This window comes from Streptococcus sp. XMC (assembly GCF_021341835.1).
Lineage (GTDB): Bacteria > Bacillota > Bacilli > Lactobacillales > Streptococcaceae > Streptococcus.
Genome location: NZ_JAJTNQ010000004.1, coordinates 53,979 through 79,791, shown reverse-complemented (window position 1 = coordinate 79,791; position 25,813 = coordinate 53,979). Strand labels below are relative to the sequence as shown.

The 25,813-nt window shown below is 40.1% G+C and carries 24 protein-coding genes and 1 pseudogene; 7 read left to right on the top strand and 18 right to left on the bottom strand.

Features of this window, described 5'->3' with window-relative positions:
* Position 1: 1 nt before the first annotated feature.
* Together LXO72_RS07970 and LXO72_RS07965 are read left to right on the top strand one after the other, a co-directional pair.
* Positions 2 to 310, top strand: a complete 309-nt coding sequence (locus tag LXO72_RS07970) for a hypothetical protein (protein WP_070659338.1) — start codon at positions 2 to 4, stop codon at positions 308 to 310.
* Positions 311 to 372: 62 nt separating this feature from the next.
* Positions 373 to 560 (top strand): annotated as a pseudogene (locus tag LXO72_RS07965) (IS3 family transposase); the annotation flags it as partial.
* Between the two features lie 248 nt (positions 561 to 808).
* Here LXO72_RS07965 and LXO72_RS07960 read toward each other — a convergent pair.
* Positions 809 to 1,708: a tyrosine-type recombinase/integrase gene (locus LXO72_RS07960; RefSeq protein WP_070659336.1), complete on the bottom strand. Its 900-nt coding sequence runs from the start codon at positions 1,706 to 1,708 to the stop codon at positions 809 to 811.
* Positions 1,709 to 1,798: 90 nt separating this feature from the next.
* Here LXO72_RS07960 and LXO72_RS07955 point away from each other — a divergent pair, with 90 nt between their 5' ends.
* A complete protein-coding gene (locus LXO72_RS07955) occupies positions 1,799 to 2,797 on the top strand; it encodes a D-alanine--D-alanine ligase (RefSeq protein ID WP_233332034.1) in 999 nt (332 codons plus the stop codon).
* On the opposite strand, the gene LXO72_RS07950 is transcribed toward LXO72_RS07955, so the two are convergent.
* Complete coding sequence (locus LXO72_RS07950) at positions 2,792 to 5,131, bottom strand: DNA repair protein (RefSeq protein WP_233332033.1); 2,340 nt, start codon at positions 5,129 to 5,131, stop codon at positions 2,792 to 2,794. The genes LXO72_RS07955 and LXO72_RS07950 overlap by 6 nt on opposite strands.
* A 239-nt stretch (positions 5,132 to 5,370) precedes the next feature.
* Between LXO72_RS07950 and LXO72_RS07945 the strand changes: the two genes are divergently transcribed.
* Both LXO72_RS07945 and LXO72_RS07940 read left to right on the top strand, forming a co-directional pair.
* A complete protein-coding gene (locus tag LXO72_RS07945; RefSeq protein ID WP_233332032.1) occupies positions 5,371 to 6,663 on the top strand; it encodes a radical SAM/SPASM domain-containing protein in 1,293 nt (430 codons plus the stop codon).
* A 147-nt stretch (positions 6,664 to 6,810) separates the two neighbouring features.
* The gene (locus LXO72_RS07940) at positions 6,811 to 8,385 is read left to right on the top strand and encodes an ATP-binding cassette domain-containing protein (protein WP_233332031.1); all 1,575 of its coding nucleotides are present in this window, start codon (positions 6,811 to 6,813) and stop codon (positions 8,383 to 8,385) included.
* Between the two features lie 178 nt (positions 8,386 to 8,563).
* On the opposite strand, the gene LXO72_RS07935 is transcribed toward LXO72_RS07940, so the two are convergent.
* From LXO72_RS07935 to rpmF, 4 genes are all read right to left on the bottom strand, one after another.
* Positions 8,564 to 9,175: a Fic/DOC family protein gene (locus LXO72_RS07935; protein WP_123159719.1), complete on the bottom strand. Its 612-nt coding sequence runs from the start codon at positions 9,173 to 9,175 to the stop codon at positions 8,564 to 8,566.
* Positions 9,168 to 9,356 carry a hypothetical protein gene (locus LXO72_RS07930; RefSeq protein WP_014713950.1) on the bottom strand — a complete coding sequence of 63 codons (189 nt, stop codon included), beginning with the start codon at positions 9,354 to 9,356 and terminating at the stop codon, positions 9,168 to 9,170. The genes LXO72_RS07935 and LXO72_RS07930 overlap by 8 nt, the downstream gene beginning before the upstream one ends.
* Before the next feature lie 293 nt (positions 9,357 to 9,649).
* Positions 9,650 to 9,799, bottom strand: coding sequence for a 50S ribosomal protein L33 (gene rpmG, locus LXO72_RS07925; RefSeq protein WP_001265622.1), 150 nt, complete (start codon positions 9,797 to 9,799; stop codon positions 9,650 to 9,652).
* A gap of 15 nt (positions 9,800 to 9,814) precedes the next feature.
* Positions 9,815 to 9,997 (bottom strand): 50S ribosomal protein L32, encoded by a 183-nt coding sequence (rpmF, locus tag LXO72_RS07920; RefSeq protein WP_003009516.1) that lies wholly within the window; start codon positions 9,995 to 9,997, stop codon positions 9,815 to 9,817.
* Between the two features lie 238 nt (positions 9,998 to 10,235).
* On the opposite strand from rpmF, the gene ilvD reads away from it, so the two are divergent.
* Entirely contained in the window at positions 10,236 to 11,939 is a 1,704-nt protein-coding gene (ilvD, locus tag LXO72_RS07915) for a dihydroxy-acid dehydratase (protein WP_129822763.1), read from the top strand.
* A gap of 48 nt (positions 11,940 to 11,987) precedes the next feature.
* Here ilvD and LXO72_RS07910 read toward each other — a convergent pair whose 3' ends face one another.
* Positions 11,988 to 12,329, bottom strand: coding sequence for a metal-sulfur cluster assembly factor (locus LXO72_RS07910; protein WP_006595245.1), 342 nt, complete (start codon positions 12,327 to 12,329; stop codon positions 11,988 to 11,990).
* A gap of 864 nt (positions 12,330 to 13,193) precedes the next feature.
* Between LXO72_RS07910 and LXO72_RS07905 the strand changes: the two genes are divergently transcribed.
* Positions 13,194 to 14,366: a CynX/NimT family MFS transporter gene (locus LXO72_RS07905; protein WP_233332030.1), complete on the top strand. Its 1,173-nt coding sequence runs from the start codon at positions 13,194 to 13,196 to the stop codon at positions 14,364 to 14,366.
* A gap of 239 nt (positions 14,367 to 14,605) precedes the next feature.
* Here the strand turns inward: LXO72_RS07905 and LXO72_RS07900 are convergent, their stop codons facing one another.
* The 11 genes from LXO72_RS07900 to LXO72_RS07850 form a co-directional block, all read right to left on the bottom strand.
* Positions 14,606 to 15,778, bottom strand: a complete 1,173-nt coding sequence (locus LXO72_RS07900) for a LysM peptidoglycan-binding domain-containing protein (RefSeq protein ID WP_233332029.1) — start codon at positions 15,776 to 15,778, stop codon at positions 14,606 to 14,608.
* Positions 15,779 to 16,223: 445 nt separating this feature from the next.
* Positions 16,224 to 16,847 (bottom strand): V-type ATP synthase subunit D, encoded by a 624-nt coding sequence (locus LXO72_RS07895; RefSeq protein ID WP_023027505.1) that lies wholly within the window; start codon positions 16,845 to 16,847, stop codon positions 16,224 to 16,226.
* A gap of 21 nt (positions 16,848 to 16,868) precedes the next feature.
* Complete coding sequence (locus LXO72_RS07890) at positions 16,869 to 18,266, bottom strand: V-type ATP synthase subunit B (RefSeq protein WP_233332028.1); 1,398 nt, start codon at positions 18,264 to 18,266, stop codon at positions 16,869 to 16,871.
* Positions 18,253 to 20,043 (bottom strand): V-type ATP synthase subunit A, encoded by a 1,791-nt coding sequence (locus tag LXO72_RS07885; protein WP_233332027.1) that lies wholly within the window; start codon positions 20,041 to 20,043, stop codon positions 18,253 to 18,255. The genes LXO72_RS07890 and LXO72_RS07885 overlap by 14 nt, the downstream gene beginning before the upstream one ends.
* A 33-nt stretch (positions 20,044 to 20,076) precedes the next feature.
* On the bottom strand, positions 20,077 to 20,781 hold the full coding sequence (locus LXO72_RS07880) for a GNAT family N-acetyltransferase (RefSeq protein ID WP_233332026.1): 705 nt from the start codon (positions 20,779 to 20,781) through the stop codon (positions 20,077 to 20,079).
* Positions 20,778 to 21,098 carry a V-type ATP synthase subunit F gene (locus LXO72_RS07875; RefSeq protein ID WP_233332025.1) on the bottom strand — a complete coding sequence of 107 codons (321 nt, stop codon included), beginning with the start codon at positions 21,096 to 21,098 and terminating at the stop codon, positions 20,778 to 20,780. The genes LXO72_RS07880 and LXO72_RS07875 overlap by 4 nt, the downstream gene beginning before the upstream one ends.
* Positions 21,088 to 22,098, bottom strand: coding sequence for a V-type ATPase subunit (locus LXO72_RS07870; RefSeq protein WP_233332024.1), 1,011 nt, complete (start codon positions 22,096 to 22,098; stop codon positions 21,088 to 21,090). The genes LXO72_RS07875 and LXO72_RS07870 overlap by 11 nt, the downstream gene beginning before the upstream one ends.
* A gap of 8 nt (positions 22,099 to 22,106) precedes the next feature.
* A complete protein-coding gene (locus LXO72_RS07865; protein ID WP_233332023.1) occupies positions 22,107 to 22,697 on the bottom strand; it encodes a hypothetical protein in 591 nt (196 codons plus the stop codon).
* 85 nt (positions 22,698 to 22,782) lie between these two features.
* Positions 22,783 to 23,262, bottom strand: a complete 480-nt coding sequence (locus LXO72_RS07860) for a V-type ATP synthase subunit K (protein ID WP_023024938.1) — start codon at positions 23,260 to 23,262, stop codon at positions 22,783 to 22,785.
* 41 nt (positions 23,263 to 23,303) lie between these two features.
* The gene (locus LXO72_RS07855; protein ID WP_233332022.1) at positions 23,304 to 25,253 is read right to left on the bottom strand and encodes a V-type ATP synthase subunit I; all 1,950 of its coding nucleotides are present in this window, start codon (positions 25,251 to 25,253) and stop codon (positions 23,304 to 23,306) included.
* Positions 25,243 to 25,566 (bottom strand): hypothetical protein, encoded by a 324-nt coding sequence (locus LXO72_RS07850; protein WP_233332021.1) that lies wholly within the window; start codon positions 25,564 to 25,566, stop codon positions 25,243 to 25,245. The genes LXO72_RS07855 and LXO72_RS07850 overlap by 11 nt, the downstream gene beginning before the upstream one ends.
* Positions 25,567 to 25,813: the final 247 nt, after the last annotated feature.

The window sequence follows — 25,813 nt, the reverse complement described above, 5'->3', positions numbered from 1 at the left end:
TTTGAAAAAAATTATTTTTGAACGAAAAAAATATGTCTACGTAAATTCTAAAAGAAGTCAACAAAAAGATTTTCTGATTATTAAGAATTTAATGTCAAGAGAAGTTCAAGTTGAAATTAGGATAGAAGGCAATTTACTAGATTTGCTTGTTCTAAACAGCAGGGGAATAAAATTTTATAATTTACAACTTCTATCATTGCCTCGTTATATTAATATAACCGTAAAAGAGGTTGAAGAAGATATTGATTTGACACTTAATAAAAATAGATATTATAAAAAATTTTATTTTTTTAAAAAATTTGATAAATAAACTAACTGAACTGCGCCCTAAAAGTTAGACAGAAAAAATCTAACTCTTTGGGTGATTTTATTATAAAATTAACTTATGAAGATAAAGTTCAAATATATGAATTGAGAAAGCAAGGAGAGAGCTTTAGACGTCTTTCTTATCAATTTGGGATAAACATTTCTAATCTTCAGTACATGATTAAAATGATTGATCGTTATGGAATAGAAATCGCAAAAAAGTAAAGAATCGTTCTTATTTTCCTAAATTAAAATAAGAAATTATTTATAAAGTTCTCCTGGAAGATTGTTCATAAAAAAGTGTATCTTTGGCTAGAGAAAATCACAAAATCTAAATAAAACAGAAGACACAAAATATTTATAATATGTAAAAGGTAGTTCAAAAATATAGAACTACCTTTTGTTGATAATAATGAAATTAGATACTTGTTCTTTTAAAATAAATAGAGTAAAAATTTCTAGAGGGAAATCATCAAAATGCTTTGATTTAGCTATGGTTATTTTACTTTTGTGGTCGAGAACGAATGGAAGATATGGGATTACACAGAGTGAGTATTTCTTTTTGTTTTGATTGAGATACATGAGTATAGATCTGAGTTACAGAAATAGAGCTATGTCCAAGTATTTGCTGTATATAACGAATATCTACATCTTTATCCAGTAGCATTGTAGCAAAGCTGTGTCTAAACATATGTGGCGTGATAGTTATAGATAAGTTGTTTTTCTTAACCAGCTTCTTTAAAATTAGACGTACACTTTGTTCTGAAAGTGCTTTAAGAGGATTTTGACCAGTAAATAAATAGTCATTAGGTCGGACGCAGTATTTATTTATATATTTTTTCAATAAACTAAAGGTTGTTTGGTCTCCTAAAAAGAGGATACGTTCTTTTTTTCCTTTTCCGATAATATGAAGTGTTCTATTTGAAAAATTAATATCTTTAAGATGAATATGACAAAGTTCAGAAATCCGAATGCCAGTTGAAAGTAATAAGGAAATGATTAGTAAATTTCTTTCAGCTTTTTGTTTTTGATATTTAGATTTTGAATAGATAACTTTTTGTTCTGAATCTGAGTAGACACTTTTTAAAATATCATAAGGAATGGTTTTAGGTAATATTTTTTCCTTCCGAAATTGAAATCGTAGTTGATTAAAAGGATTTTCATCAATTATACCTTGAAATTTTAAATAGCTGTAAAAAACCTTCAAACTTGCGATTTTTCGTCGTAGAGTGTTTGATTTTATATTTGATTTTGTTAAAAATTCAATATATGATTCAACATTATCGTAGTTTGAATTGTAAAATTGTAAAAGATCGTTTTTGTAAGCTCGAATTGTATGTGTGCTTAAACGTTTATGCGTTTTGCAGTAACTTAAGTAATTAGAAATAAGTTTAGAATCCATGAATATCTCCTTTAATAATAATCATGTTATTTTAAACTTATTTGGGCATTTTGTATAGTGATAATAAATAGTTATCGTTAGGAATATGGTATGAAGCATTTGTTACAATCTTATTTGCAAAATTTTGATAAAGAGTGCTCCAAAAGCAATTTATTTTTTGTTGCTAATCTACAAAAACAAACTAAAAGGATGTCTTATTATACAATTGAGCATGCTTCTGATAGTGAGTTTTTTTCGCTGTCTGAATTTGAAGAGATTACTTCAGCACTATTAAAAACGGGATTGTGCGTGAATATTTTTTATACTGAAATAGACTTCATAGAATATATTTTAAAACACTATCCTCAATTATCAAAGGAGGATTTATTAGTCTATAATTTAGCTAGAGATGGCCGAAAAGAAGGAAAAAAATCTTTAATTCCGTCATTTTGTGATTATTTCAATCTTGATTATACTGGCTCAAATGCTTTAACAGTATCTCTCTGTCGTAATAAATTTATTTGGGGTGCTGTTGCAAATAAGTTTAATATTGCAACACCTAAAATGGTCTGTATAGAAAATGGTAAGGTACTTGGAGAAGTGTTTGAAACCCCAAAATATATTCGCAAAGAGATTTCGGAATCAGCAAGTATCAACTTGTCGGAAGATTCCATTATAGATGATTTTGATTGGGAAAATGTTGGTACTCAAGATTTTCTTCTTCAAGAATTTATTGAAGGCATTGAGGTTGAAGTTCCATTTTTTAATATTAGAGGAGACTATATTATATTAGATCCAATTAAAATATCAACTCACTCCGAAATTTTGACAAGTGAATTGTCAGATAATAATGACTATATCTTTGAAAGTTTAGAAGATAGTTTTTTGTGTGAGAAATTAAAAGCAGCAACACAAAAACTCGCCCAATATTTAGGTATAACTACCTATGGGCGAGTTGACTTTAGGATAAAATCAGATAGAAGTTTTTTCGTTTTTGATGTTGCAACAATGCCTTACACTACGAAACATAGTTCATTTAATTATAACTTCGAACAATATGGACTTACACTGACTGATGTTCACAAACTAGTAATATTAAGTAGTTTATAATGCACTAGTATACTGTATATCGGTTAGCATAAGCCCCCTTCGAAAGTAAGCCCATTCTTTTGAAGAGAACTTAGATTGTGATAGAAATTCAGAAAATTCCTTTCCTGTCTTGATACTAGATTCCAAAATTTTTCCATATCGACGATGTTTTTCAAGAAGCATTTTTTTCTCTGATTCAAAGATTATTGGATAAAAATTTTGCAATTGCATATACTTATTTTTAGCAAGTTGTTGACTGTTTTCCAGCAATAATTTACAAAATTCGAACCACCCAAAAAAATAGCGGTAAAAGTCATCTATTGAAATATCATTGATGTCAGATAAATCATCAACTTCCATTAACTCTTCAAGTTTTATTTTATAGCATTTGTAGTTTTCTATTTTAGAAAAATATAAAGAGATTGAACATAGATTTGTATATATTAAATGCTTACTCACATCATTTAAATTATATTCAGCAAGAATCTTTTCAAATTGAGATTTCCAGTAATCAAATTCTCCTTCAAATCCAGAAAGAAAGTCCAATAAAATAAAATTATTTTTAGATTTCCAATATATTGGGAGATCATATTTATCTGCTAATGATTCTATTTCTTGTCTCACCTGATTTGCTTGCTCATAGTCGGAAGAAATAAGTAATAAACCTAGAAGGCTACCAAGAGTATAATACTGTTCAATTGTATCGTCAATATCTCTAAAAAATTTTAATGCTATATTTGCATCATTGATTGATCTATCATTATCTTTATACAGAAAACTTTTCCTTAGATAGATATTCTTAAGATATTGTGCACTTTGCTCAATATCTTTTGTTGTATAAAATCTATTGATAATGTCTTCATTTAAAACTTGAAACTTATTAATTTCATTAAGTTTATCTATTAAATGAGGGAGTAACATATAAATGCATGAAATATAGTGAATAGGTTCAACAATGACATCTTTGGCACTTTCGGATAGTATATTGTCATAAAGAGCATCGCAAAGTGAATGGAAGGAAGAATCTTGTGATGTATTTCCTTGAAAATTAATATCATTTTTTAATAATATTGAAGATAGTAGAGAACTTTCGGGTAAGATTTCTTTATAAAGAGAGTTCGCATTGTCCGTATATTTGTATTCAATACATTTTAAAAATATTGATTTAGTCTCTTTCGTAAGAAATTCAAGTCTATCTAAGCTATTTTTTTCGCTTTCGAGTATCTCATTTTGATTCGATAAATGTTCATGCCAAAGCAAATATAGTGATAACAAATATTCTTGACTCTCCTTAAGTTTTGCCACAATTTCTATTTTTAATCTGTAATTAAAGGGCTCTTTCCCACATAAATACTGATAGTATCGCCTATAAATTTCTTTTTGTCCTTTTTCAACTGTTAATAGGAGCTTATCTTTCATAATCAATATCAAGCTATAAAAATTTATTCTATTTTTTACAGGAATTAAAACTAATAGTTTTATTAAGATATCAATTGCTTTTTCAATTTGGAAAGTTTTTAAATTAAAATATTCTTCAGCATCATAGGGGTTGAAATATTCAGGTAGGACAGACAGCTGGTATATGAAGTCGATATCAATTTTATTCTCTCTAAAATCTTTCTCAATCGTATTTAGTAAATCGTCCAATAACTTTTCAATATTAGAATCATCAGGTGCTAATGAAATAACGTTGTAAATTTTCTCTAAGTTTCCTTTTGTTAGAGGATAAAGTTTATCTACCAGATCATTAGATATATTTGAAGTTTGTATATTTTCTAAAATGTCTTTTAAATCATTTAATTCAAAATGGTGAATATCCATTTTTTTTGAAAATCTAATATCATTACTTTTGAACTCTGTGTCTCCAACTACAATAATGATTGATTTATTATACTTTTTTTCATAATAGGATGTATTATTAATAAGGCGTATAAAGAATAATTTTAGTTCACTTCCTAACCACTCCCAATGCTGGATCAGAAATATTAATCTATAGTTGTTGCTATTATCTAATATTTTCTTCTCTATTCTAGTCGAATCATATTTTAATGCTATACCAGCTGTTCCAAACCCTGGTATAGAACTATTAACAGATATTGAAATAGGTTTGAAAAATTTTTCTGTAAATGAAAGTTTATACTCGTCTGTAATATCGTTTTCTCCGAAATCACTATATAGTCCTGTTCCATTCCCTTCAATTTCTCTTTCTAATAGTTCTTGTGATATTTTATCAAATGCTAAAGATTTTGATAAAGAATCTTCAAACGGGACGTATATAGAAAGTGATTTTTGAGTTGTGTGAGCTTGAATAATTGAATTAGCAATCTCTGTTAAAAACTGATTCCATTGAGACATAATTAAAATTCCTAACGATAACTATTTATTATCACTAGTATACCATAGTTTCTAATCTCCTATATGTTTCCAACAGTAACTTTTTATTGTAATGGATGAGATGAATACTTACGGAGGAAAACTCAGAATATCATTAAAAGTTTAAACTTTTCTAATCTTTTGAGTATTCGTTGACAAAGACTTGTTCTTAGATGTATAATGAATTTGTAAATAATTCACAAAGAAATAGAGGTGATAATATGCAATTATCACGATATGTATTAAGTCATAATCTTGATTCAGGTACGGTCTATTTTAATACTAAAAATAATCATTCTTTTTTTATAACAAAAGAATTGGAAGAAGTAATCTCTCATAATAAAGAGATAGCAAGAGATTATTATAGTTATCTTGAGCAGAATATGTATTGTTCTGAAGAGAATGAAGTAGATAAATATCTACAACAAATTCAAGATACTAATAATGAGGTTTTAGAGTTTACAATTTTAACACATGGTGATTGTAATTTTCGATGTAAATACTGCTATGAGCATTTTGAGAATATCGGAATGTCAGAAAAAACAGAGCTAGCAATTTTAAAATTTGCAGAGGAAAAGTTAAAAACAGGTGTTTATAGGTATTTAAGAATTTCTTGGTTCGGTGGAGAACCACTATTAGGATATGCAACTATTCAGCGATTATCTACAAAATTTTTAGAACTTTGTGATCAGTTTGATGTGATATATTCAGCTAGTATAACGACTAATGGATTTTTACTTACAAGTAAGAAATTTGAAGCGTTAGTATCTGATTATCATGTTTCAAGTTTTCAAATTACTCTTGATGGTGATTGTGAAAGTCATGATACACAACGAGTTTTAAAAAATAAAAAGGGGTCTTATCTTCGTATTTTAGAAAATTTGCATCGTATGAAAGAAACTCCTCTAAATTTCACTTGTGTACTTCGTTTCAATGTTTCTAAAGAAAATTACCATCACATGGAATTGTTTTTACTGAATGATGGCGAATTTTTTAAAGGTGATGATAGATTTTTAGTAATGTATCATAACATAGGAAATTGGGGTCAAGGTGACCGTTCTAGGGATGATTGTGTTACATTATTAAAAGATGATGCAAGTTATGAGTTGTCAATTAGAGCATTAAACTTAGGATACAAGTTATGTTCACCAAATATAGTTATTCATAATTCGTTTAGTTGCTACGCAAATCGATTAAATCATTATATGTTTAATGTTAAAGGTATTGTACAATCTTGCACAGTAGCCCTATACAATAAAGAGAATATCTTTGGAAATATCAATACTGGATTGATTAACCAGAATAAATTAAAGAACTGGAGTATTATGGTCAGAGATGATTGTAAAGGGTGTCCATTTGTTCTGGTATGTAAATCAGGCTTTTGTCCAATGGCCAAGCATATTACAAAATTAAATTCTGATTTTATATGTGAAAGTATGAAAGAGAGAATTAAAAAAAATCTAGCACTTTTTGCTTTATCCAAGTTATATGAAGATATTTTAGATGTGGACTAGAAAGGAGATCATATTTATGGTTGTCAAAAAAAATAATCAAATCCCTAAGAGACCTGAAAATGTGACTAATATTTGCAATTATTGTAAATAATGTTTCTAAATTACAGAGAGGTGTGCTAGCCTCTCTATTTTTTCCAGGAGAAACTTATGATTCATATCTTTAAATATCTTGATAAAAAAACAAAATACCTAACCATTATTGGGGCACTGGCAAATGGAGGTCTCGCTTTGGGGCAACCCTTGGTTGTTGCCAAAGCATTATCGATAGATCAAAATAACCTTACCTATTCTTCTATTTGGAAATTTGCCCTCTTTGGTTTTTCTGTCTATTTCGCTTTGTATAGTCTAATGTTATTTTGTAATCATGCAAATAATGTCTTTCGACGTGAAATTCACATGAATATCCGAACGGCATTGTTTCATAAGTTAATGGAAGACAGGGAATATAGTGAAGATGAAAAGATTACCATGCTGACACAGGATATGGAATTTTTAGGAGATAACTTTTTTGAACGCTATATGACTATTTCATGTTGGGGATTTGGAGCGCTGATTACGGCGATCTATATCATTGCCCAAAATGTTTTATTGGGTTCTATCTTTGTTTTCTTCACGATCTTACGTCCCATTCCACAATTCTTAATGAATAATAAGCTAAAGAATTCAGGGGATGAAATGTCTCAGGGAAGAACAGCCGTTCATAACCAAATCTCTGATAGTATTCGAGGGGCTCAAACCTTGCGGATGAATCAAGCCTTGCCTGAAAATTCTCAGCGCGTCTGGAATATCAATCTTCGTTATCAACGAGCCATTCAAAAGTTTGCTTTTACCCATAATATTGTTTTCTTTTGTAATGGTTTCATGGTCTTTCTTAGCCAAGTACTCCCCTTGGTATTGGGGTTCTTCCTTGCCATGCATGGTCATCATGTTTCAGTGGCTAGTCTGGTTGCAATGTATATTGCCGCTGGTCAACTGGTAGGTCCTATACAAAATATCATGTATGATGTGGTTGAAGTACAAGGAGCCAAAACAACGGCAGAAAAGATTTTCGGAATTTTAAATCGAGCAGATGATAGTGAATCGGACAATCATTCGATCTCACAAGTAGAAGAACTAGAAATTTCTCATTTAAGTAAATCTTATAACGGTAGAGAGATCATACGCGATCTTAATCTAGCCATTCAACAAGGCGAAAAAGTCCTCATCAAAGGGCCAAGTGGCTGTGGGAAATCAACCCTCTTTCGAATGATCACAGGGGAAGAAAAGGCGGATGATGGGACGATTACTTGTCGGACAAGGGATGGAGCAAAAACAAGTTATTTTATTCGTCAGGTAGGTATCATCAGTCAGCATCCTTTCCTCTTTAATGATACTGTTCGCTACAATCTTAGTTTGGGACAAGAGTTTTCAGATCAAGAATTGGAGACTGTTTTGAGACAGGTCAAACTCGACCATGAACTAACTGATGGACTTGATTTTGTAATCACTAATAACGGAGAAAATATTTCAGGCGGACAACGAGTCCGGATTGAACTAGCTCGCTTCCTTCTTCGTAAAAAGGATATTTTATTAGCAGATGAGGTAACTGCAGCTCTTGACGTAGAAAATAGCCAGATGGTTCGAGACTTGATTTTCTCACTACCGATGATGGTGTTAGAAATCGCTCACCATATTGATTATGAAAGTCGATACGATCAAGTCATTGAACTAAGAAAAAATTGAATTATTTTCATGATAAGATAATGTGGTATCGATTAATAGTTGCAGTCGTTTTATGATAAGAAGAAAGCTTCTGAAACGTTAGATTTCAGAAGCTTTTTGTCTTTAAGTTTTGAGTAAGTTATAATTTTCTGTGATATTTAGGATATTTAAAAACATAGAAGTATTTTTGTAGACTAATTTACAATTTTTCCAGTATTTTACCAAGTAGTTCTTCTAACTTTCCTAAATCTCCATAGACTGTTCCGTCCATATAAAGATTGTAAACCTCGTCATCTTGCTCCACACGTATTTGTGCAGAGTATCCTTTTGATAATGCTAAGGAACGAATGACTTCTCGTTGAGTTCGTCCATTCCCTTCTCGAAAGGGATGGAAATAATTAAGATTATCAAGAATTTTTGCTAATTGTTTAATAATCTCATCTTTTGAATTAGCAGTTTGATAATAGGTATGAATAAGGCGGTTTATATAAGCTTGGGCAGTACTGAAAGATTGTATTGACATAAAAGGATTCCCATTTTTTGAGATATTCACCTTGCGAAATTGTCCCGCCCAAGCATAGACATCTTGAAATAAATATTTATGAATGGCTAAAATATCACTAATGGAGTAGACTTCAATGACTTTCAAGCGTAAGTCTGCAAGCCTTCTAGTAACGAATAAATGCTCATTCCGATAGGCTTCTTCAATATTTGTAACATTTTGTTTGTTGATTAAGACTGTAGAATTTGGATAGGTATATTGATGATTGGGGTCAATGTACTCATATCCTTCGTATTGATTTTTAACCAATATTCAATTCCTTTCGTCTGTTGATAACATAAGTTTTTAAATCAATCACATCTTGAACAGTAGGTTCATAATTTTCAATCATTGATGACCCAATAGCATACCAGACAGTATCAAAATCCGAAAAGTTATCAAAGGGAATCCCTAAAATTGTTAATTCTTCTTTATTTACATCAAGAGTCATAGCACACCTCCTTATATAGAGTTATCCTTATTATACCATAAAATCGGTATTTTCACCTAAAGGATAGAGACCAAAAGATATATGTAAGCATATAGATTAATACTTACAGAACTAAAAATATTCCCCTGTTTTTAGTCCAACTGAAACCCATACTTTCCAAACCAGGTCTTAAGAAAAAAGGTAGAGAAAAAGGTAGAGTTTGAATTGAAATACAGTGCAATATATCGCATTTGGCAAAAAGAAAAAACGCTTGAAATCAGCGTTTTTCTTCTGTATTGATTCGTATTGAACCCCTATTTCACCTCTGTAAACACGACGTGTTTGCGAAGTTTTGGTGAGTATTTCTTCAATTGAAGACGGTCTGGAGTGTTACGTTTGTTTTTAGAAGTAAGGTACAAGCGTTCACCAGATTCTTTGTGTTCAAGTGTAATATTTACGCGCATGGTATCTCCCTTCTATTATTCAGCTGATGCAGCTTTAGCGATCTTACGTCCTTTGTAGTATCCTTTAAGTGATACACGGTGTGAACGTGAGTAATCTCCAGTTGCTTCGTCAAAGTTTACAGATGGAGCTGTTACTTTGTAGTGCGTACGACGTTTGTTTTTCTTCGCTTTTGATGTGCGACGTGCAGGTACTGCCATTTCGTTTTTCTCCTTTTAAGATATAAATTCAATTAGGTTTGATTTTCATCAACTTTAACAGTATAACAAAACTTTTTTGTAAAGTAAAGTTACTTGACAACTTTTTTCAAATAATTTATTTCATCCTGCTGTCCTCCATCTTCACTCTGTTAAATTGTCTGAAAATTCAAGAATTTTCTTCTGTCGTTGGGCCGTAAATTGTGCTATAATAATAAAAAATACGATGAGAGGGAATTAGATGACAGAATTAGATACACGCCATCGCAGTAGTGTCTACGACAGTATGGTCAAGTCCCCTAACCGGGCCATGCTTCGGGCAACTGGGATGACAGATGAAAACTTTGAAAAACCAATCGTAGGGGTAATCTCTACTTGGGCTGAAAACACGCCTTGTAACATGCACCTCCATGATTTTGGAAAATTGGCCAAAGAAGGTGTAAAAGATGCGGGAGCTTGGCCGGTTCAATTCGGAACCATTACGGTTGCGGATGGGATTGCTATGGGGACGCCTGGGATGCGCTTCTCCTTGACTTCTCGTGATATCATAGCAGACTCTATCGAAGCGGCTATGGGCGGTCACAACGTGGATGCCTTTGTAGCCATCGGGGGTTGTGACAAGAACATGCCTGGTTCGATGATTGCCATTGCCAATATGGATATCCCTGCGATCTTCGCTTATGGTGGTACCATTGCTCCTGGTAATCTGAACGGCAAGGATATCGACTTGGTTTCTGTTTTCGAAGGGATCGGGAAATGGAACCATGGTGATATGACTGCTGAAGAAGTGAAGCAACTGGAATGTAATGCCTGCCCTGGCCCCGGTGGCTGTGGTGGTATGTATACGGCCAACACCATGGCGACAGCGATCGAGGTCCTTGGTATGAGCTTGCCAGGTTCCTCTTCTCACCCTGCTGAATCAGCTGATAAAAAGGCTGATATCGAAGAAGCGGGTCGTGCAGTTGTGAGAATGCTTGAAATGGGACTGAAACCATCTGACATCTTGACCCGTGAAGCTTTTGAAGATGCGATTACAGTGACCATGGCGCTAGGTGGATCCACCAATGCGACTCTTCACTTGCTAGCGATTGCTCACGCAGCTAACGTTGACTTGACACTTGAAGACTTCAATGATTTCCAAGAGCGTGTGCCTCACTTGGCAGACTTGAAACCTTCTGGTCAATACGTCTTCCAAGACCTTTACAATGTCGGTGGTGTGCCAGCCGTCATGAAATACCTTCTTAAGAATGGTTTCCTTCATGGGGATCGCATCACATGTACTGGTAAAACAGTAGCTGAGAACTTGGAAGCCTTTGCTGATTTGACACCAGGTCAAAAAGTTATCATGCCACTTGAAAATCCAAAACGTGCGGATGGCCCATTGATCATCTTGAAAGGGAACTTGGCTCCAGAAGGGGCGGTTGCCAAAGTATCAGGTGTGAAGGTTCGTAACATCACGGGTCCTGCTAAGGTCTTTGACTCTGAAGAAGCTGCCATTGAAGCGGTTCTTTCGGATGAAATCGTAGATGGCGACGTTGTTGTTGTTCGTTTCGTAGGTCCGAAGGGTGGTCCTGGTATGCCGGAAATGCTGTCCTTGTCATCCATGATCGTTGGTAAAGGCCAAGGAGATAAGGTAGCCCTCTTGACAGACGGACGCTTCTCTGGTGGTACGTATGGTCTCGTTGTTGGACATATCGCGCCTGAAGCTCAGGTTGGTGGTCCAATCGCCTACCTCCATACAGGGGATCTGGTAACAGTTGACCAAGATACTAAAGAAATCACCATGCATGTCTCAGATGAAGAGTTAGCCAAACGGAAGGCTGAAACAACTCTACCACCACTGTATAGTCGTGGGGTTCTCGGTAAGTATGCTCACACTGTATCCTCTGCTTCACGCGGTGCCGTGACAGACTTCTGGAATATGGAACAGTCTGGTAAACAATAAGATATGAAAAAACTCACTTTACGAATTTGTAAAGTGAGTTTTATTGATTTATCGCGGTGGAAGGCCAAGTGCAATACGCCCATAACGGCTGATCCGGGTAATTTTCCAGGCTGGAGACCAGGTCACTTCGACCTTGACATCCTCAATCCCGTCAATTTCTTTTAGGCGGGCGACGATTTCGATAGGCAAACTTTCCGCACAGTCACAAGCGGTATCGGTAAAGGTCATGACTACTTTGCAAGTCCCTTCCTCATCCAGGTCCAACTCGTAAATCAAACCGAGGTTGTAGACGTCCAATTCAACATCGGTATCAAACACAAGCTCTAACTTCTCAATCAATTGTTTTTCCAGTGCTAGGGCACGGTCGTTAATCTTGATATCCTCTCTCATCTCGCTATCCTTTCCCTCCTTTAATGAAGACTATTTTCTCACAATTCTGACAATAATGCAAGTTCACCTAGAATGAGATCGAATGACAGCTACAAATCAAACTATCCGTCTTAAGACTGATTTATAATTACAGGAACTTATCTTAAGTTTTCTTTAAGTTTTCCGATTTATACTAATACCATCAAATGAAGACCTCCTAACTTTGTTTGATAGAAAATCCTAAACTTTTTCATAATAATCTCCCATAAAGGCCACCAAATCAGGTGGCTTTTTTTATGGGAGTGAGACAGAACAATTTTTTAAAATTGCTTCGCTTCCTTATTTTTTGGCTCAGGTTGAAAAGGTTCCCCAAACCTTTTCAATTGTCTCACCCCCGCACAGGTCAAACAGTCTGGGAGACTGTTTGAGGTTGCGGATATAGGAAACCTCGTTTCCTCATTAGTAGGTAATCTTTGGAGCTATAAGAGCGAACAAAGATACCAATCAACCACTGCGTTATATAATTATTACTAAACCTATTTCATCTAACCAAGCCTGATAGGGACGTGGACGAGCTTAGGTACATTGATGCAGTTCGAACGCTAGTGAGAACTACGTTCCTTATTTTTTTACGAGCATCGGCGAGTTTAGGGACGTTGACGCAGTTTGAGCGGAGATAACTAGACTCCTATAAAAAGGATGTGTGATGAAAGTTTTAAAACCTTAAAAAAATATTTTTCAGCTCTATCTTTCTATTGTTTCCTATATTTGTAGGCGAAACAGCTATTTTACGGGCTTTATTCCCCGATAATTCCTTTTGCCTCCTCCAAGTTCTTGTGCTATAATGATACGGATGCTGTTCATTTTCGAGCAAGGAGGTACATTATGAAACAAAACCATTCACGTTTTCTCATTCCAGGGATCCTTTTACTAGGAGTGGTCTTGCGGGCCCCATTTACGACCCTCTCCACTGTCTTATCAGATATTGCTGCTAGCTTTGGTGTCGAGGTGAGTTCTCTCGGCCTCTTGACAAGTTTACCCCTCCTAACATTCGCTATTTTCTCTCCTTTTGCTACCAGCTGGGCGAGACGCTTTGGAATTGAGCGACTCTTTCTTGGAGTTTTGATCCTGATGACGATTGGATCGGCCCTACGTACCATCAATCTCCCTCTCCTCTATGTGGGAACTCTTTTGATCGGTGCTGCCATTGCCTTTATCAATGTCCTTCTACCAAGCTTGATCCAAGCCAATGAACCAAAACGTCTTGGCTTCTTGACTACCCTCTATATCACTGCAATGGGCTTGTCTACTGCAGTCGCTTCTTCTGTCGCTGTTCCTATTACTCAAGCTACCTCTTGGCAAGGCTTGGTCTGGGTGCTGACAGTTGTCTGTGCGGTCGCTCTTGTGATCTGGCTCCCTAATGCTCGCCACAATCATTATTTGAAAAAAAGCTCTTCTTCTCATGAAAATAAGACTAGCTGGTATAAGAATGGCAAAGTTTGGGCCATCATGCTTTTCTGTGGTCTCCAGTCTCTCTTATTCTATACCACGATGACCTGGCTTCCTACTATGGCAACCCAAGCTGGTATCAGTCAAGCCAATGCCGGAATTTTAGCATCTGTATTCACCCTGATGAGTCTTCCTTTCTCTATGACCATTCCAAGTCTTACCACCAGCCTTACTGAACGAAATCGACGTATCATGCTGATAACGACTGTTTTAGCTGGTTTTACTGGAATTGCCATGCTGTTAATAAAGACAAACAACTTCATTTACTGGTTGATTCTGAATATCTTGATTGGAAGTTTTACGAGTATCTTATTCCCTTACCTCATGGTCACCTTCTCCATGAAGTCTAGCTCTCCTGAGAAAACGGCTCAACTCTCTGGGCTAGCTCAAACAGGAGGATATATCTTTGCTGCACTTGGACCTATCTTATTTGGGTCAAGCCAACAAATCTTCCATTCTTGGACACCCGGAGTTTTACTTCTTCTGGTTGTTGTTTTATTCATGAGTCTTGCTCTCTATCAAGTAGAGAAATCTGATGTTATCCTTTAATCCAATAAACCCCATTGATCAAATGGGGTTTATTTTTTATACAAAAAAAGAGAGTGGGACAGAAATCGGTCATTCGTTAGAATTCGATTTCGTCGTCCCACCTCCGCACAGTTGAGTAGGGCTATAAAAGCTGATGAAATCAGCGTAGTAGAGCCCACTCAACCACTGCGTCTTGCTCGACAATCCAAAGACAATTAAGAGGCTGGGACTTTTGTCCCAACCTCTTTGCTATGACTTGATTATGGGTTGAATGACACGTGTACGTGGTCGTAGTGATTTTCTGTTACACTTCCACGGTCTGGCATTTCATTCCAAGTATTTGCTGGTCCATAAATGTTGTCGAATGGAGCATAGAAACGTTGTTTCCAAATGATGTAGGAAATTCCATTTTCTTCAATATGATTGATTGCATATTGAGCTACTTGGTCACCGATCGCTGAACTTTCTGGAACCATAACGTCGATTGCAAGACCTTTACCGTGATCTTCTGGGTCACCAGGACGGTAACCACCGATATCAGTCAAGCCAAGTTCATTTATTACTTGTTCTTTGAAGCGAATCGCTTGAGGTTGAAGACCTTCATTTGAAGTAGGTGTCGCAGTTGAAGGAGTTGAAGCTGTCGTGTCAACAACTGGTGCTGGTGCACCATATTGTGGTGTTGAAGCAACCGCAGTAACTTCTGGTTCTGCTGGAACTTCAACGACTGGTGCTGGTGCAGCTACTGGAGCTACTGGTGCTTCCTCAACAACTGGTGCTGCTACAGGAGCCGCTACTTCAGCTGGCGCTGCAGCAGGTTGCGCAGGTGCCTCTTCAACAACTGGTGCTGGTGCTTCATCTGCTACTGGGGCTACTGGTGCAGGTGTTTCTGCTGGTGCTTCTGGAGTTGACAAGCTTTCTGATACTTGGTCTGCCACTGCTGCTACAACTGCAGGTGCTTGAGGGAGTTCTACAGGTTGGTTGCTCTCATCTGCTACTGGTTTTGTCAAATCACCCACTGCAACAGTTTGGTTGTCTACTTTAATTTGGTTGTTGGTCAAATCAGCAGAAGTTGTCACAGTTGCATCAGCATTACCTGCTGTAGGAGTTTGGATTTCTACACCTGTCACTTGGTTTTGATCATTGACAGTTGTTGTCAAGACAGTTCCTGGGAAAATCAAATCAATGTTGCTGATTTGGTTCAAGTTTGCCAAAACAGTTACGTCAACATTCAAAGCTTCCGCAATCGTGCTTAGGGTATCCCCATACTTGATAGTGTAGGTTTGTTTGTTTTCTGAAGTTGAAATATCTGCACGAATTTCATCTACAGAACGGGCAACCCAGTCTCCATTTGATTCTGCTTTACCAGTTGTAAATGGCAAGACCGCCATAGCAACAGTCGAAGCAATTAGAGCTTTTTTGTTTACTTTCTTCATACGTTATTTCCTCGTTTTCTTATTATCGGAGATTTATCTCCAGACAGATACATTTAATATTCTACCACATTTTTTGCCCGAGGAATGACCCTTCTTTTCTTTTAATCTAACTGACCCTAATTTGTAACATTAACCCTTCCTTGTTACATTCTCTTAACATTTAGTGACAGTTAGTACTATTTGGATAATCAAATAAATTTGTTGTATCAGAAGCCTTCAAACGCCCTGAACAAAGAGATTTTAGAGAATTTTTCAGCGAAAATAGAAGCTAAAAACACCCTAAGTTCGTTTCCTGTAGACATCACTCGGGTGCTATTTTTAACGGCTTTGTATCTTGTTAATAGAACACGCCTACAACTCTTTGGAAAAAGATAAATCCAACTAGGAGCAATCACTCCGTCGTTGGATTTCCTAATTTCATCTTGCATTTTGTGGGCTTTATATCTTATTTGACCTTCATCATTCTGACCAGATTGGCGCGTTCGGCTTCTTCGAGTTTCATTTCGATATAATAGATGGTCTCCTTGAGGTCTGGAATGGTCGCATACTCCAGTCCATTTACCCGACGGCGCGTTTTTTCGATCTCATCGGCCATGAGCTGGCAAGTTTTTTCAATCTCAGCTAGACGAAGCAGGTCTGGGAGGAGTTCTTCCATTTCTTGAATGGTGCTATCCATCTGACTATTGGAAGCCACGTAGCTGTAGACCACGTCTCCCTCATCGTCTCCATACGGATTATCGATATGGGCATGCATCTTGGGCACGCGCACACTCATGATATTCTCCGTCTCGATATGCAGGCTAACCTCACGCGTCGGCACCGCAAAGATTTCCTGGACCATGAGGTCATTTTCCAGACATTTGGCGAGGACAAATTCTTGCATATTTCCGACGAGAGCTGCCTCAACCTTCTGGCGGAGGCGGTCATTTTCACGGACCGATTCGATGAAGCGTCGCATGAGCTCGTCTCGTTTGTCCTTGAGAAGTTTATGCCCTCTAGTTGCTGTCTTCAGGCGCTCTTTGAGGGTGTTTAACTCCATCCGGGTGGGTTTGACATTTAATCGTGCCATTTGACTTCCTCCTTTCTACTCCTAGGCTTGTGCTTCCTTGGAAGTTTTTGGGAGGTATTCGTCGATCATATCATCCTTGATCCGCTTGAGCTCTGTCCTTGGCAAGATAGCCAGCAATTCCCAGCCCAGATCTAGACTTTCTTGAATGCTCCGATTGGTAGTAAAGCCTTGATTGATGTATTCCTTCTCAAAGCGATCAGTAAATTTGACATAGAGCTTGTCTGTATCTGACAAGGCAGACTCCCCAAGCACCACGGCTAACTCTTTTGCTTGTTTCCCTTGGGCATAGGCCGCAAAGAGCTGGTTCATGGTCGCCGCATGATCTTTCCGAGTCTTCCCTTCACCAGATCCCTTGTCTTTCAAACGAGATAGAGATGGAAGGACATTGATCGGTGGACGGTAGCCACTGTTGTAGAGATCACGGGACAGAATAATCTGACCTTCGGTGATGTAGCCTGTCAAGTCAGGAATAGGGTGGGTGATGTCATCTTCCGGCATGGAGAGGATCGGAATCTGGGTCACAGATCCTTTCTTTCCAACCAAGCGTCCGGCACGTTCGTAGAGGGTGGATAGGTTGGTATAGAGGTAACCTGGATAACCCCGACGTCCTGGAACCTCCCGGCGAGCAGCGGATACTTCCCGAAGGGCTTCACAGTAGTTGGTTATGTCGGTCATGATGACCAAGACATGCATGTCTTTTTCATAGGCCAAATATTCTGCCGCTGTCAAGGCAATCCGAGGAGTGGCTATCCGCTCGATAGCTGGGTCATTGGCTAGGTTGATAAAGAGAACAGAGCGGTCAATGGCTCCTGTTTCCCGAAGGTCATTCATAAAGAACTCTGCTTCTTCAAAAGTAATCCCCATGGCCGCAAAGACCACGGCAAAGTTTTCTTCGGAATTCAGTACCGTCGCTTGACGGGCAATCTGAGCTGCCAACTCCTTGTGAGGAAGACCAGAACCGGAGAAGACTGGGAGTTTTTGGCCCCGAACCAGGGTATTCAAGTGGTCAATGGCCGAGATTCCTGTCTGGATAAATTCATCTGGATAGTCCCGAGATACTGGGTTGATGGCTTGTCCATCAATGTCCAAGTACTTCTCTGGGATAATCTCCGGACCACCATCAATGGGTTTGCCCATCCCGTTAAAGATGCGGCCCACCATGTCTTCGGACACTGGAAGTTCTAGAGGACGCCCGGTAAAGCGGACCTTGGCTTTTTCTAGGTTGATCCCGCTAGATCCTTCAAAGAGCTGGACCATGGCCTTGTCTTCTTGGACTTCAAGGACTTGTCCCTGGCGAGTCGTTCCGTCATGGAGCTTGATTTCTACGAGTTCATTGTAGTGAACCCCTTGGACCTGATCGACAATCATCAAGGGGCCAACAACTTCGCTGACAGTACGGTATTCTTTAATCACGCTCATTGTCTACTCCTCCTTGGGCTACGATTTGGTGTAGGGTTTCTACGATTTCTTCTTTCAGGGTTTGAATGGTGGCCAACTGATCCTCATGTATGAACTTACTACGGGCAATGCGGTCCCGAAGGTCTACCGTTCCTTCCATGATTTCTGTGAAGTAAGCCCCTAATTCCAATGCTTTTTGACTTTCTTGATCAAAGGTCAAAATGTTGGTCAACAAGGCCACCTGCTTGCTGAAAGAAGTATAGGTGTCTACCTCATCAAAGGCATTTTGTTGCAGGTAGTCTTCACGGATCATCTTGGCCGCATTCATAGTCAAGCGGTCTTTTTCAGACAAGGAGTCCAGACCAACCAAGCGCACAATCTCTTGCAATTCACTCTCTTTTTGCAACAGATTCATGGCGCGGGTGACTTTTTCTGCCCAGCTAATCTGCTCATGCTGATCGATATATTGGCCTACCTCATCTTGGTAAAGGGAATAAGAGCTCAACCAGTTGATGGCTGGGAAGTGGCGACGTTGCGCCAACTGAGCATCCAGTCCCCAGAAGACCTTAACAATCCGCAAGGTGTTTTGCGTTACGGGCTCTGAGATATCTCCACCCGGAGGGGAAACAGCACCGATAGCGGTAATAGAACCTTCACGCGCAGTCGTTCCGAGTGTCTTAACCCGGCCGGCACGTTCGTAGTATTCGGCAATCCGGCTACCAAGATAGGCCGGGTAGCCTTCATCTCCGGGCATTTCTTCTAGACGACCAGACATTTCACGAAGAGCTTCTGCCCAGCGCGACGTCGAATCGGCCATGATGGCAACGGAATAGCCCATATCACGGAAGTATTCGGCAATGGTAATCCCTGTGTAGATGGAAGCTTCCCGCGCTGCCACTGGCATGTTCGAAGTGTTGGCAATCAGAACCGTCCGTTGCATGATGGATTGGCCGGTTGTTGGATCGATCAATTCTGGAAACTCATTCAGAACGTCTGTCATTTCATTTCCACGTTCCCCACAACCAACGTAAATCACGATGTCCACATTGGCAAACTTAGCCACCTGGTGTTGCACGACGGTTTTTCCAGCTCCGAAAGGACCAGGAACAGCTGCAGCACCACCTTTTGTCACTGGGAAGAAGGTATCAATGACCCGTTGACCGGTGACCAAAGGCTCTACTGGAATGAGTTTTTGTGCAAAGGGACGTCCTCGACGAACTGGCCATTTTTGCATCAAAGTACCAGTAAAGAGACTGCCATCTGCCTGCTCGATCTCATAAACCGGCTCTTCTACCGTGTATGAACCTGCTGCAATCTTGGTCACACGTCCACTGACTCCAAAGGGTACCATGATGCGGTGTTCGACCATATTGGTCTCTTGAACCGTACCGACGATGTCTCCGGCAACTACCTCTGTTCCTTCTGCCACGCTTGGTTCGAAGGTCCATTTGGTGTCACGGTCTAGATTTGGAACTTGTACCCCACGAATAAGGAAGTCACTGGCGGTGACTTCTTGGAAGCGTTCCAAGGGACGTTGGATCCCGTCAAACATCTGAGAAATCAAGCCTGGTCCCAACTCGACAGAGAGGGGAGCTCCGGTTGTTACCACTGGTTCACCTGGACCAACTCCAGACGTTTCTTCATATACTTGGATAGAGGCTTCGTCACGCCGCATCTCAATAATTTCGCCAATCAAACCAAGATCGCCGACCCGGCAAATGTCTTGGATATTAGCCTCCTGCATCCCTGATGCAACCACCAAGGGACCAGAAACTTTAATAATTTTTCCTTGAGTCATGTATTCCTCCTGGGAATCCTTTGTTTCTTTGTTTTACTTTTGTGCTATCTCTCTTAGAGCTTGCTTTTGTTGGCCATTGGCATCGAAATTGCTTGGATCCAACCAAGCTTCTAGCCGCTGTCTGATAGCTGGCCATTCTTGGTCAATGATGGACAACCAGTCTGTATCACGGGTCCGACCTTTATAAACAACAGCCTGACGGAAACAGCCTTCATAGGTGAACCCTAAGCGCTCAGCTGCTTTGCGAGATGCTTGGTTTAGGGCATCACATTTCCACTCATAGCGACGGTAGCCTAAATCTTCAAACACGTAGCGCGCTAAGAGATACTGGGCTTCCGTAGCCATGCGTGTTTTTTGGAGCGCTGGTGAGTAGGTCACTGCTCCGACTTCGATCACCCGATTGGCTTGATCGATCCGCATGAGAGAGAAAGTCCCCAAAGCCTTGCCTGAATCTTTGTCTACAATCGCATAGTAAAAGCGACCTTGATCTGTCATGAGATCATCTAATAAGCGGTCCCACTCCTCTTCATTGCGGGCAGGGCCTTTGAACAGAAAGGTCCACATCGCTGCTGGAGAGTCCGGCCCGTAGACCTGATAAAGATCTGCTCCATGTTTTTCTTTTGAGAGGCGCTCGATCACGGTATAGCGACCTTCGATCCGCTCAATAGCTGGCAGACGCCCCGGTGTAAAATCCGGCAGTGCATCGCCAATCGCTTGGCCAAATTCATTTGTTCTCATAAAATATCCTGTCCTACTGCTTTTTCGACATTATCACGAATCCGCTGTTGGCCCAGTCCAGTCGTTCCCTTATGAGTAGGGATCAAGATGACGGCTGGGGTTACTTGGCGATCATAGTAGGCAATGGTATCTGGGATTTCCTGAGCCATATCCTCCGTCAGATAGATGATGCCAAAATCTTCTTGGCTCAAGTGACGTAAGGTATTGATGGCTTCCTGAGCCTCTGCTACGGGAAAGGTCTGAAAGCCAATCATTTGAAAAGGAAGGATGGCATCTCGGTTTCCCACAACGGCAATTTTTTGCGTTTTACTGGCCATAGATTGGTCTCATCCTTTCTTTTATTTTGTCAATCGGGAGCTGATTATCCAGACCCGTCAAGACCAAACGAAGGTTCTTCACCTCCAGCTCTTTTCCAAAGAGATAGCGAGCTAAAGGCAAGGGCCCGTCTATCTCAAAGGAAGCTTGTTCCAATATTCGGTACTTAAGCACATGCTCCAGGTATTCCACTGTCTCAGCAGTTACTCTGCCTGCTCGCATCTGCTCCTCATACTGTGTCAATTCCACATCATAAGGCAAGGGATTGACTTGTTGGAACCAACTGATGAGGTTTCCCTGTTCGACGCACTGGATGACTTCTCTTGCTGAGAGGGTCCCTGCATCGGACAAGAGTTGCTTCATAAAGCTGTTCGGCTTTTTCAAACTGAGGGCCCGCTCAACTGTGATGACATTGTAACAATCAATGGTCAAGGTGACCAGCGATTCTAAAAGTGGATGGTCCAGATCTTTCGCCAAGCATTTGAGATGATCAAAGTAAGCCAAATCCATGCCAATCTCCAGAACTCGAATATCCTGATAGTCGACATATTCCTGCCAGGTTGCTGCGACTTCTTGAGCCATAAACTCTGGGCAGTTCTCTGAAGAAAAGGTCTTGGCTACTTGTTCAAGAACCGCAAGCGAATAGGGACCCGCATCCAATAATAGGAAGTTCAAATCCCGACCCGTTGCTCGCTCTTTCAAGAAGACCTTGAGATTGTGATAGGTGTACTTGAGGGCAAAGAGGTCGACTACCGCAGGGTTCGGAGCTACCTGATAAGCCCAATCGTACTCTGCTAGAAGGTGCTTCATCAAGGCTTGCTCGACCACTTGGACTTGACGCAGTTGATCTGCCTCCAAGGCATAGGCAGTCCCTTGCAAGAGATTAGCACGCGCTTCTGCATCGGAGCTATTCAGAAGGGCATCAAACTGAGCCGGGCTCAAAAAACTAGCTTCACGTACACTAATCCCGGTATTTACTTGAGAATACGTCCGTTCACTCATAGCCCCTCCTAGTTTTTCTCTTCTTTAAAAATGCTGGCTGCCATATGGAAGCTTTGCTCCTCCCGCACAGCATTAACCAAATCACGGTAGAGGTAGCTGGCATCCACTTTGCCAAAGGAAAGGACAAAACCAGCCTCTTGGGTAAGCGTTTCTTTCGCTAATTGAAGCTGTGGATAGGCCTCTATCAAATTCTGACGATCTTGATCTGTCAATTTTTCTGCCGTCACAGCACCAAACGTTAAGACCATTGCTTGATCTGCATAGCGAGGAAGAATGCGATGCAGAAATGCGAGCTCTTCTTGGCGTGACCAAGTCGCCATTTTCTGGTAGGCATCCGCAAACAACTCTTTTAAGACCCGTTGCTTGGTGACCAATGTCGATTGGCGCTTTTGATTTTCGATTTGTTGGCTTTCACGTTGCAAGCGGCGCTCAATGGTCTGCAATTGAACCGCCCGTTGGTGTAACTTTTCTTCTACCAAACGAGCTTCCTGCAACTGGGACTCTGCTTGAACCTTGGCCGTCGCTTCTGCCACTAATTTCCGGCCTTTTTCATGGGCCTGTTCAAGGATGGAATCCTTTAATTGGGAATAATCCGTCATTGTTTTTATTTCCTCCTTTGGAGTTCTTCGCCACCGATAATAGACGAAGAGAACATTCCTCTTCTTTGACTGAGGTGTGTCTAGATTAGCCGACGCGAAGAGTCAAAAGGAAGGACACAACGAAGGCCAAGATGGCATAGGTTTCAACCATGGCCGCAAGGATAACCCCTTTCATCATGTCTTCAGGGCGTTTTGCCAAGATTTGCATCCCAGCAGTTGCGACATTTCCTTGGTGTTTTGCTGAGAAATAGCCGACAATCGCTACTGGAAGGGCTGTGAAGAAGTAAGCAACTCCTGTTTCAAGAGCCATATCTGGTTTAATTTGCAACCAAATCAAGATCCCGATAACGAAACCGTACAAACCTTGTGTACCTGGCAACAATTGCAAGATCAAGGCTTGGGCAAATTTTTCTGGCTGTTCTTTCAAGAGTGCGGCAGCAGCCTGACCGGTCTTACCAACACCGAGGGCTGAACCCATTCCACTAAGAGCCACTGCAATGGCTACACCAAGTGCGGCAAAGAAGGCACCCCCATGGGTTGAGAAATATGAAGCTAAAGATTCCATGAATATACTCCTATAAAATTTTTTATGATTGATTTACTGAATTATTTTTTTGTTTTGACATAGCGTTCCGACGGTTTTAGAGGTCGGAAGGGCTTGCCACCACCCTCGTAGAACTTGCCAAAGAACTCCACAAATATCAAACGGGCTCCATGCACATAGCCTGATAAAAAGGACAGGAACATGTTGATGGCATGGAGGAGGACAAAGAGGACAAGGCCGACGGTGAATCGTCCCAGGGTTGGGAAGAGATTGACAATCAGGTTAAAGGCTGAACCGATGCTGGCCCCTGATAAACCAAGCGCCATCAAACGAGTAAAGCTGACCAAGTCTCCGACATAACCACTGACGTTGTAGAGATTAAAGAGACCTGCTGCAAGTCCTGATAATTTCTTTGCACTGACAATGGACACGACCAAAATGCCAATCGCATTGAGAATGGCTAGCCACTGGCCAATGGGGACTAGATAGGATAAACCTGGTAGGATGTTTCCGACTGCTAAGAGCATCAAGCCCAATAAGATCAAGACCCAGGCAAAGCCTGCGTTGTAGGCTTCCGTGTAGTCTTTCAGACGAACGTTTTTCATCCCTCCTAGGAAAAGGCCGACCAAAACGGTAATGAAACCAAAGACGACCGATAGGATCAAGATAGTCATGGCATTGGTCGTCGTACTGATCAAAGCAAAGGGCATCTCAAAGCCGAAGAAGGAACCGTAGACGACTCCCCAAAGGGCTACCGAGATTCCTAAAAGGCAGAAAAAGCGAAGGTTTTTTGCTGCGCTCGGCTGAAGCTGGAAGGCCTTTAGAGCAAAGCCAGTTGCCAACGTCAACAAGAGACCATAGCCGATATCTGCTACCATCATGCCGAAGAAAACAAAGTAGAAGAGAGAGACGATTGGGGTCGGATCTTTCTCGTAATACTTGGGCAGAGCATACATTTCCGTCACTAACTCGAAGGGCTCCACCAAGGCATTGTTTTTCAGTTTGATGGGTACCTGGTCCCATTCTTCTTGAGCGACTTCACGTGTCTGCAAGACGACTTGGTTCCCAAACTCCTTTTGAAGTTTGGCTTTTAAAGCATCGAGTTGAGCAGTTTCAATCCATCCCTCTAATGCAACCAAATGAGCTGTACTGGCAAGAGAGCCTTTGGCCTCTTCCCTAGCTCCTAGACTCAAGACATAATCGAGTTGGTACTTGAGCTGGTTGAGGTCTTCCTTGGCTTGACTGAGCGTTTCCAACGTAGCTACTTCGACAGCACCTTGTTCTTTGATCTCTCTCTTGAGTTGCTCCAAACGTTCTTTTGGTAGCGTCTCTCCTCGGTAGTCAAACTCTTTGAAATGCGAACTGGTCAGCGTATCTTGAAGGTCTGTTAAATCCCCAGACTTATACAAGACTACCACTCCATGTTCCGTTTCCGAGCTGAAGACCACATCAACTTCTACATCCGGGTGCGCTAGCAAGGCTTGTCTCGCCTGATCCTGTTCACTATTCGGAATGGTACCGATTAAGCCACGAACATAACGGAAACCTTTGATCTGGTCTGGCGTTGTCGTCAAGCCTGCCCATTTTTCTAAAGAGACAATTTCCTCTTGGGCTTGCTGGATGCGATCCCGAGCCTTTGCTAAGACAGCCAATTGTTTTTGTACGGACTGTAAAAGACGTTGCTCATCACGGATGACCCCATGAGATTCTAAATCGTGAAAAGACAAGGACAAGGGAGCTTCTTTAAGTTTTTCTAATCCCTTCTTCTGAGGAATAAAAGGCTCCAGGGCCTGAATAGCCTTTTCTAACTGCTCTTCCCGACATCTTAGTTCATCCATTCTTAGAGCAGATCCTTTGGACCCATCACTCGTCTGAAAGGCAACTTGCCAATCCTCTTGCTCGCTCAAATCATAGATTTGGACGGATTCCTCTGACTGGAGCGACAAGAGAAGCTCGTCCATTAGATTTGTGGGCAAAACCAGAGAAAGGTGTTGCATTGGACTAATTGCCATAGGTTGCTACCACCTTTTCTACAATTTCGTCTACCAAAGCTGCGCGCTTATCTGTCATGGCTTGTTGCACCTTTTCGTCATTGCGTTGACTGGTCACTGCAAGGTCTGCTTCCAAGCTAGCAATCGTCGCTTTCGAGTACTCTTCCCGCTCTGCAACCAGCTTAGCAGTCTCTTTGTCATAGGATGCTGCTATCTCCTGTAGGTGATCACCTAGCTGTTGGCGCAAATCTTGGACCTGATCCTCGTAACTTGCGACAACGGCTTCTGCCGCCATTTCAATCTCTTGCATCATTTCGAGAGTTGCGTTGGCCATCACTCCACCTCCTTACCTATTCCTTTACAAGAAGGAACAAATTCTTGTGTAAATTATAACATATTTCATCAACTTTTTTCAGTGTCTTTCCTTTGTTTCCAGAGGTTATTTTGTAACAAAATTGTTTCAAAAAAGATGCTGATTCTGTTCCTTCTTTCAGTCGTTCGCTGGTCGTATTCCTTGTATATCTCGGTTTTTTATGTTATACTGTGAAATATATTATAGGATTTTCTCCATGTGTAACCTC

Coding starts and splice junctions, on each gene's coding strand:
- LXO72_RS07905 (WP_233332030.1), top strand. CDS start 13,194: ATGAAACAAAACCATTCACGTTTTCTCATTCCAGGGATCCTTTTACTA.
- LXO72_RS07900 (WP_233332029.1), bottom strand. CDS start 15,778: ATGAAGAAAGTAAACAAAAAAGCTCTAATTGCTTCGACTGTTGCTATG.
- ilvD (WP_129822763.1), top strand. CDS start 10,236: ATGACAGAATTAGATACACGCCATCGCAGTAGTGTCTACGACAGTATG.
- LXO72_RS07945 (WP_233332032.1), top strand. CDS start 5,371: ATGCAATTATCACGATATGTATTAAGTCATAATCTTGATTCAGGTACG.
- rpmG (WP_001265622.1), bottom strand. CDS start 9,799: ATGCGCGTAAATATTACACTTGAACACAAAGAATCTGGTGAACGCTTG.
- LXO72_RS07895 (WP_023027505.1), bottom strand. CDS start 16,847: ATGGCACGATTAAATGTCAAACCCACCCGGATGGAGTTAAACACCCTC.
- LXO72_RS07950 (WP_233332033.1), bottom strand. CDS start 5,131: ATGTCTCAATGGAATCAGTTTTTAACAGAGATTGCTAATTCAATTATT.
- LXO72_RS07865 (WP_233332023.1), bottom strand. CDS start 22,697: ATGACGGATTATTCCCAATTAAAGGATTCCATCCTTGAACAGGCCCAT.
- rpmF (WP_003009516.1), bottom strand. CDS start 9,997: ATGGCAGTACCTGCACGTCGCACATCAAAAGCGAAGAAAAACAAACGT.
- LXO72_RS07955 (WP_233332034.1), top strand. CDS start 1,799: ATGAAGCATTTGTTACAATCTTATTTGCAAAATTTTGATAAAGAGTGC.
- LXO72_RS07930 (WP_014713950.1), bottom strand. CDS start 9,356: ATGACTCTTGATGTAAATAAAGAAGAATTAACAATTTTAGGGATTCCC.
- LXO72_RS07850 (WP_233332021.1), bottom strand. CDS start 25,566: ATGGCCAACGCAACTCTCGAAATGATGCAAGAGATTGAAATGGCGGCA.
- LXO72_RS07940 (WP_233332031.1), top strand. CDS start 6,811: ATGATTCATATCTTTAAATATCTTGATAAAAAAACAAAATACCTAACC.
- LXO72_RS07860 (WP_023024938.1), bottom strand. CDS start 23,262: ATGGAATCTTTAGCTTCATATTTCTCAACCCATGGGGGTGCCTTCTTT.
- LXO72_RS07910 (WP_006595245.1), bottom strand. CDS start 12,329: ATGAGAGAGGATATCAAGATTAACGACCGTGCCCTAGCACTGGAAAAA.
- LXO72_RS07960 (WP_070659336.1), bottom strand. CDS start 1,708: ATGGATTCTAAACTTATTTCTAATTACTTAAGTTACTGCAAAACGCAT.
- LXO72_RS07870 (WP_233332024.1), bottom strand. CDS start 22,098: ATGAGTGAACGGACGTATTCTCAAGTAAATACCGGGATTAGTGTACGT.
- LXO72_RS07890 (WP_233332028.1), bottom strand. CDS start 18,266: ATGAGCGTGATTAAAGAATACCGTACTGTCAGCGAAGTTGTTGGCCCC.
- LXO72_RS07855 (WP_233332022.1), bottom strand. CDS start 25,253: ATGGCAATTAGTCCAATGCAACACCTTTCTCTGGTTTTGCCCACAAAT.
- LXO72_RS07880 (WP_233332026.1), bottom strand. CDS start 20,781: ATGAGAACAAATGAATTTGGCCAAGCGATTGGCGATGCACTGCCGGAT.
- LXO72_RS07875 (WP_233332025.1), bottom strand. CDS start 21,098: ATGGCCAGTAAAACGCAAAAAATTGCCGTTGTGGGAAACCGAGATGCC.
- LXO72_RS07885 (WP_233332027.1), bottom strand. CDS start 20,043: ATGACTCAAGGAAAAATTATTAAAGTTTCTGGTCCCTTGGTGGTTGCA.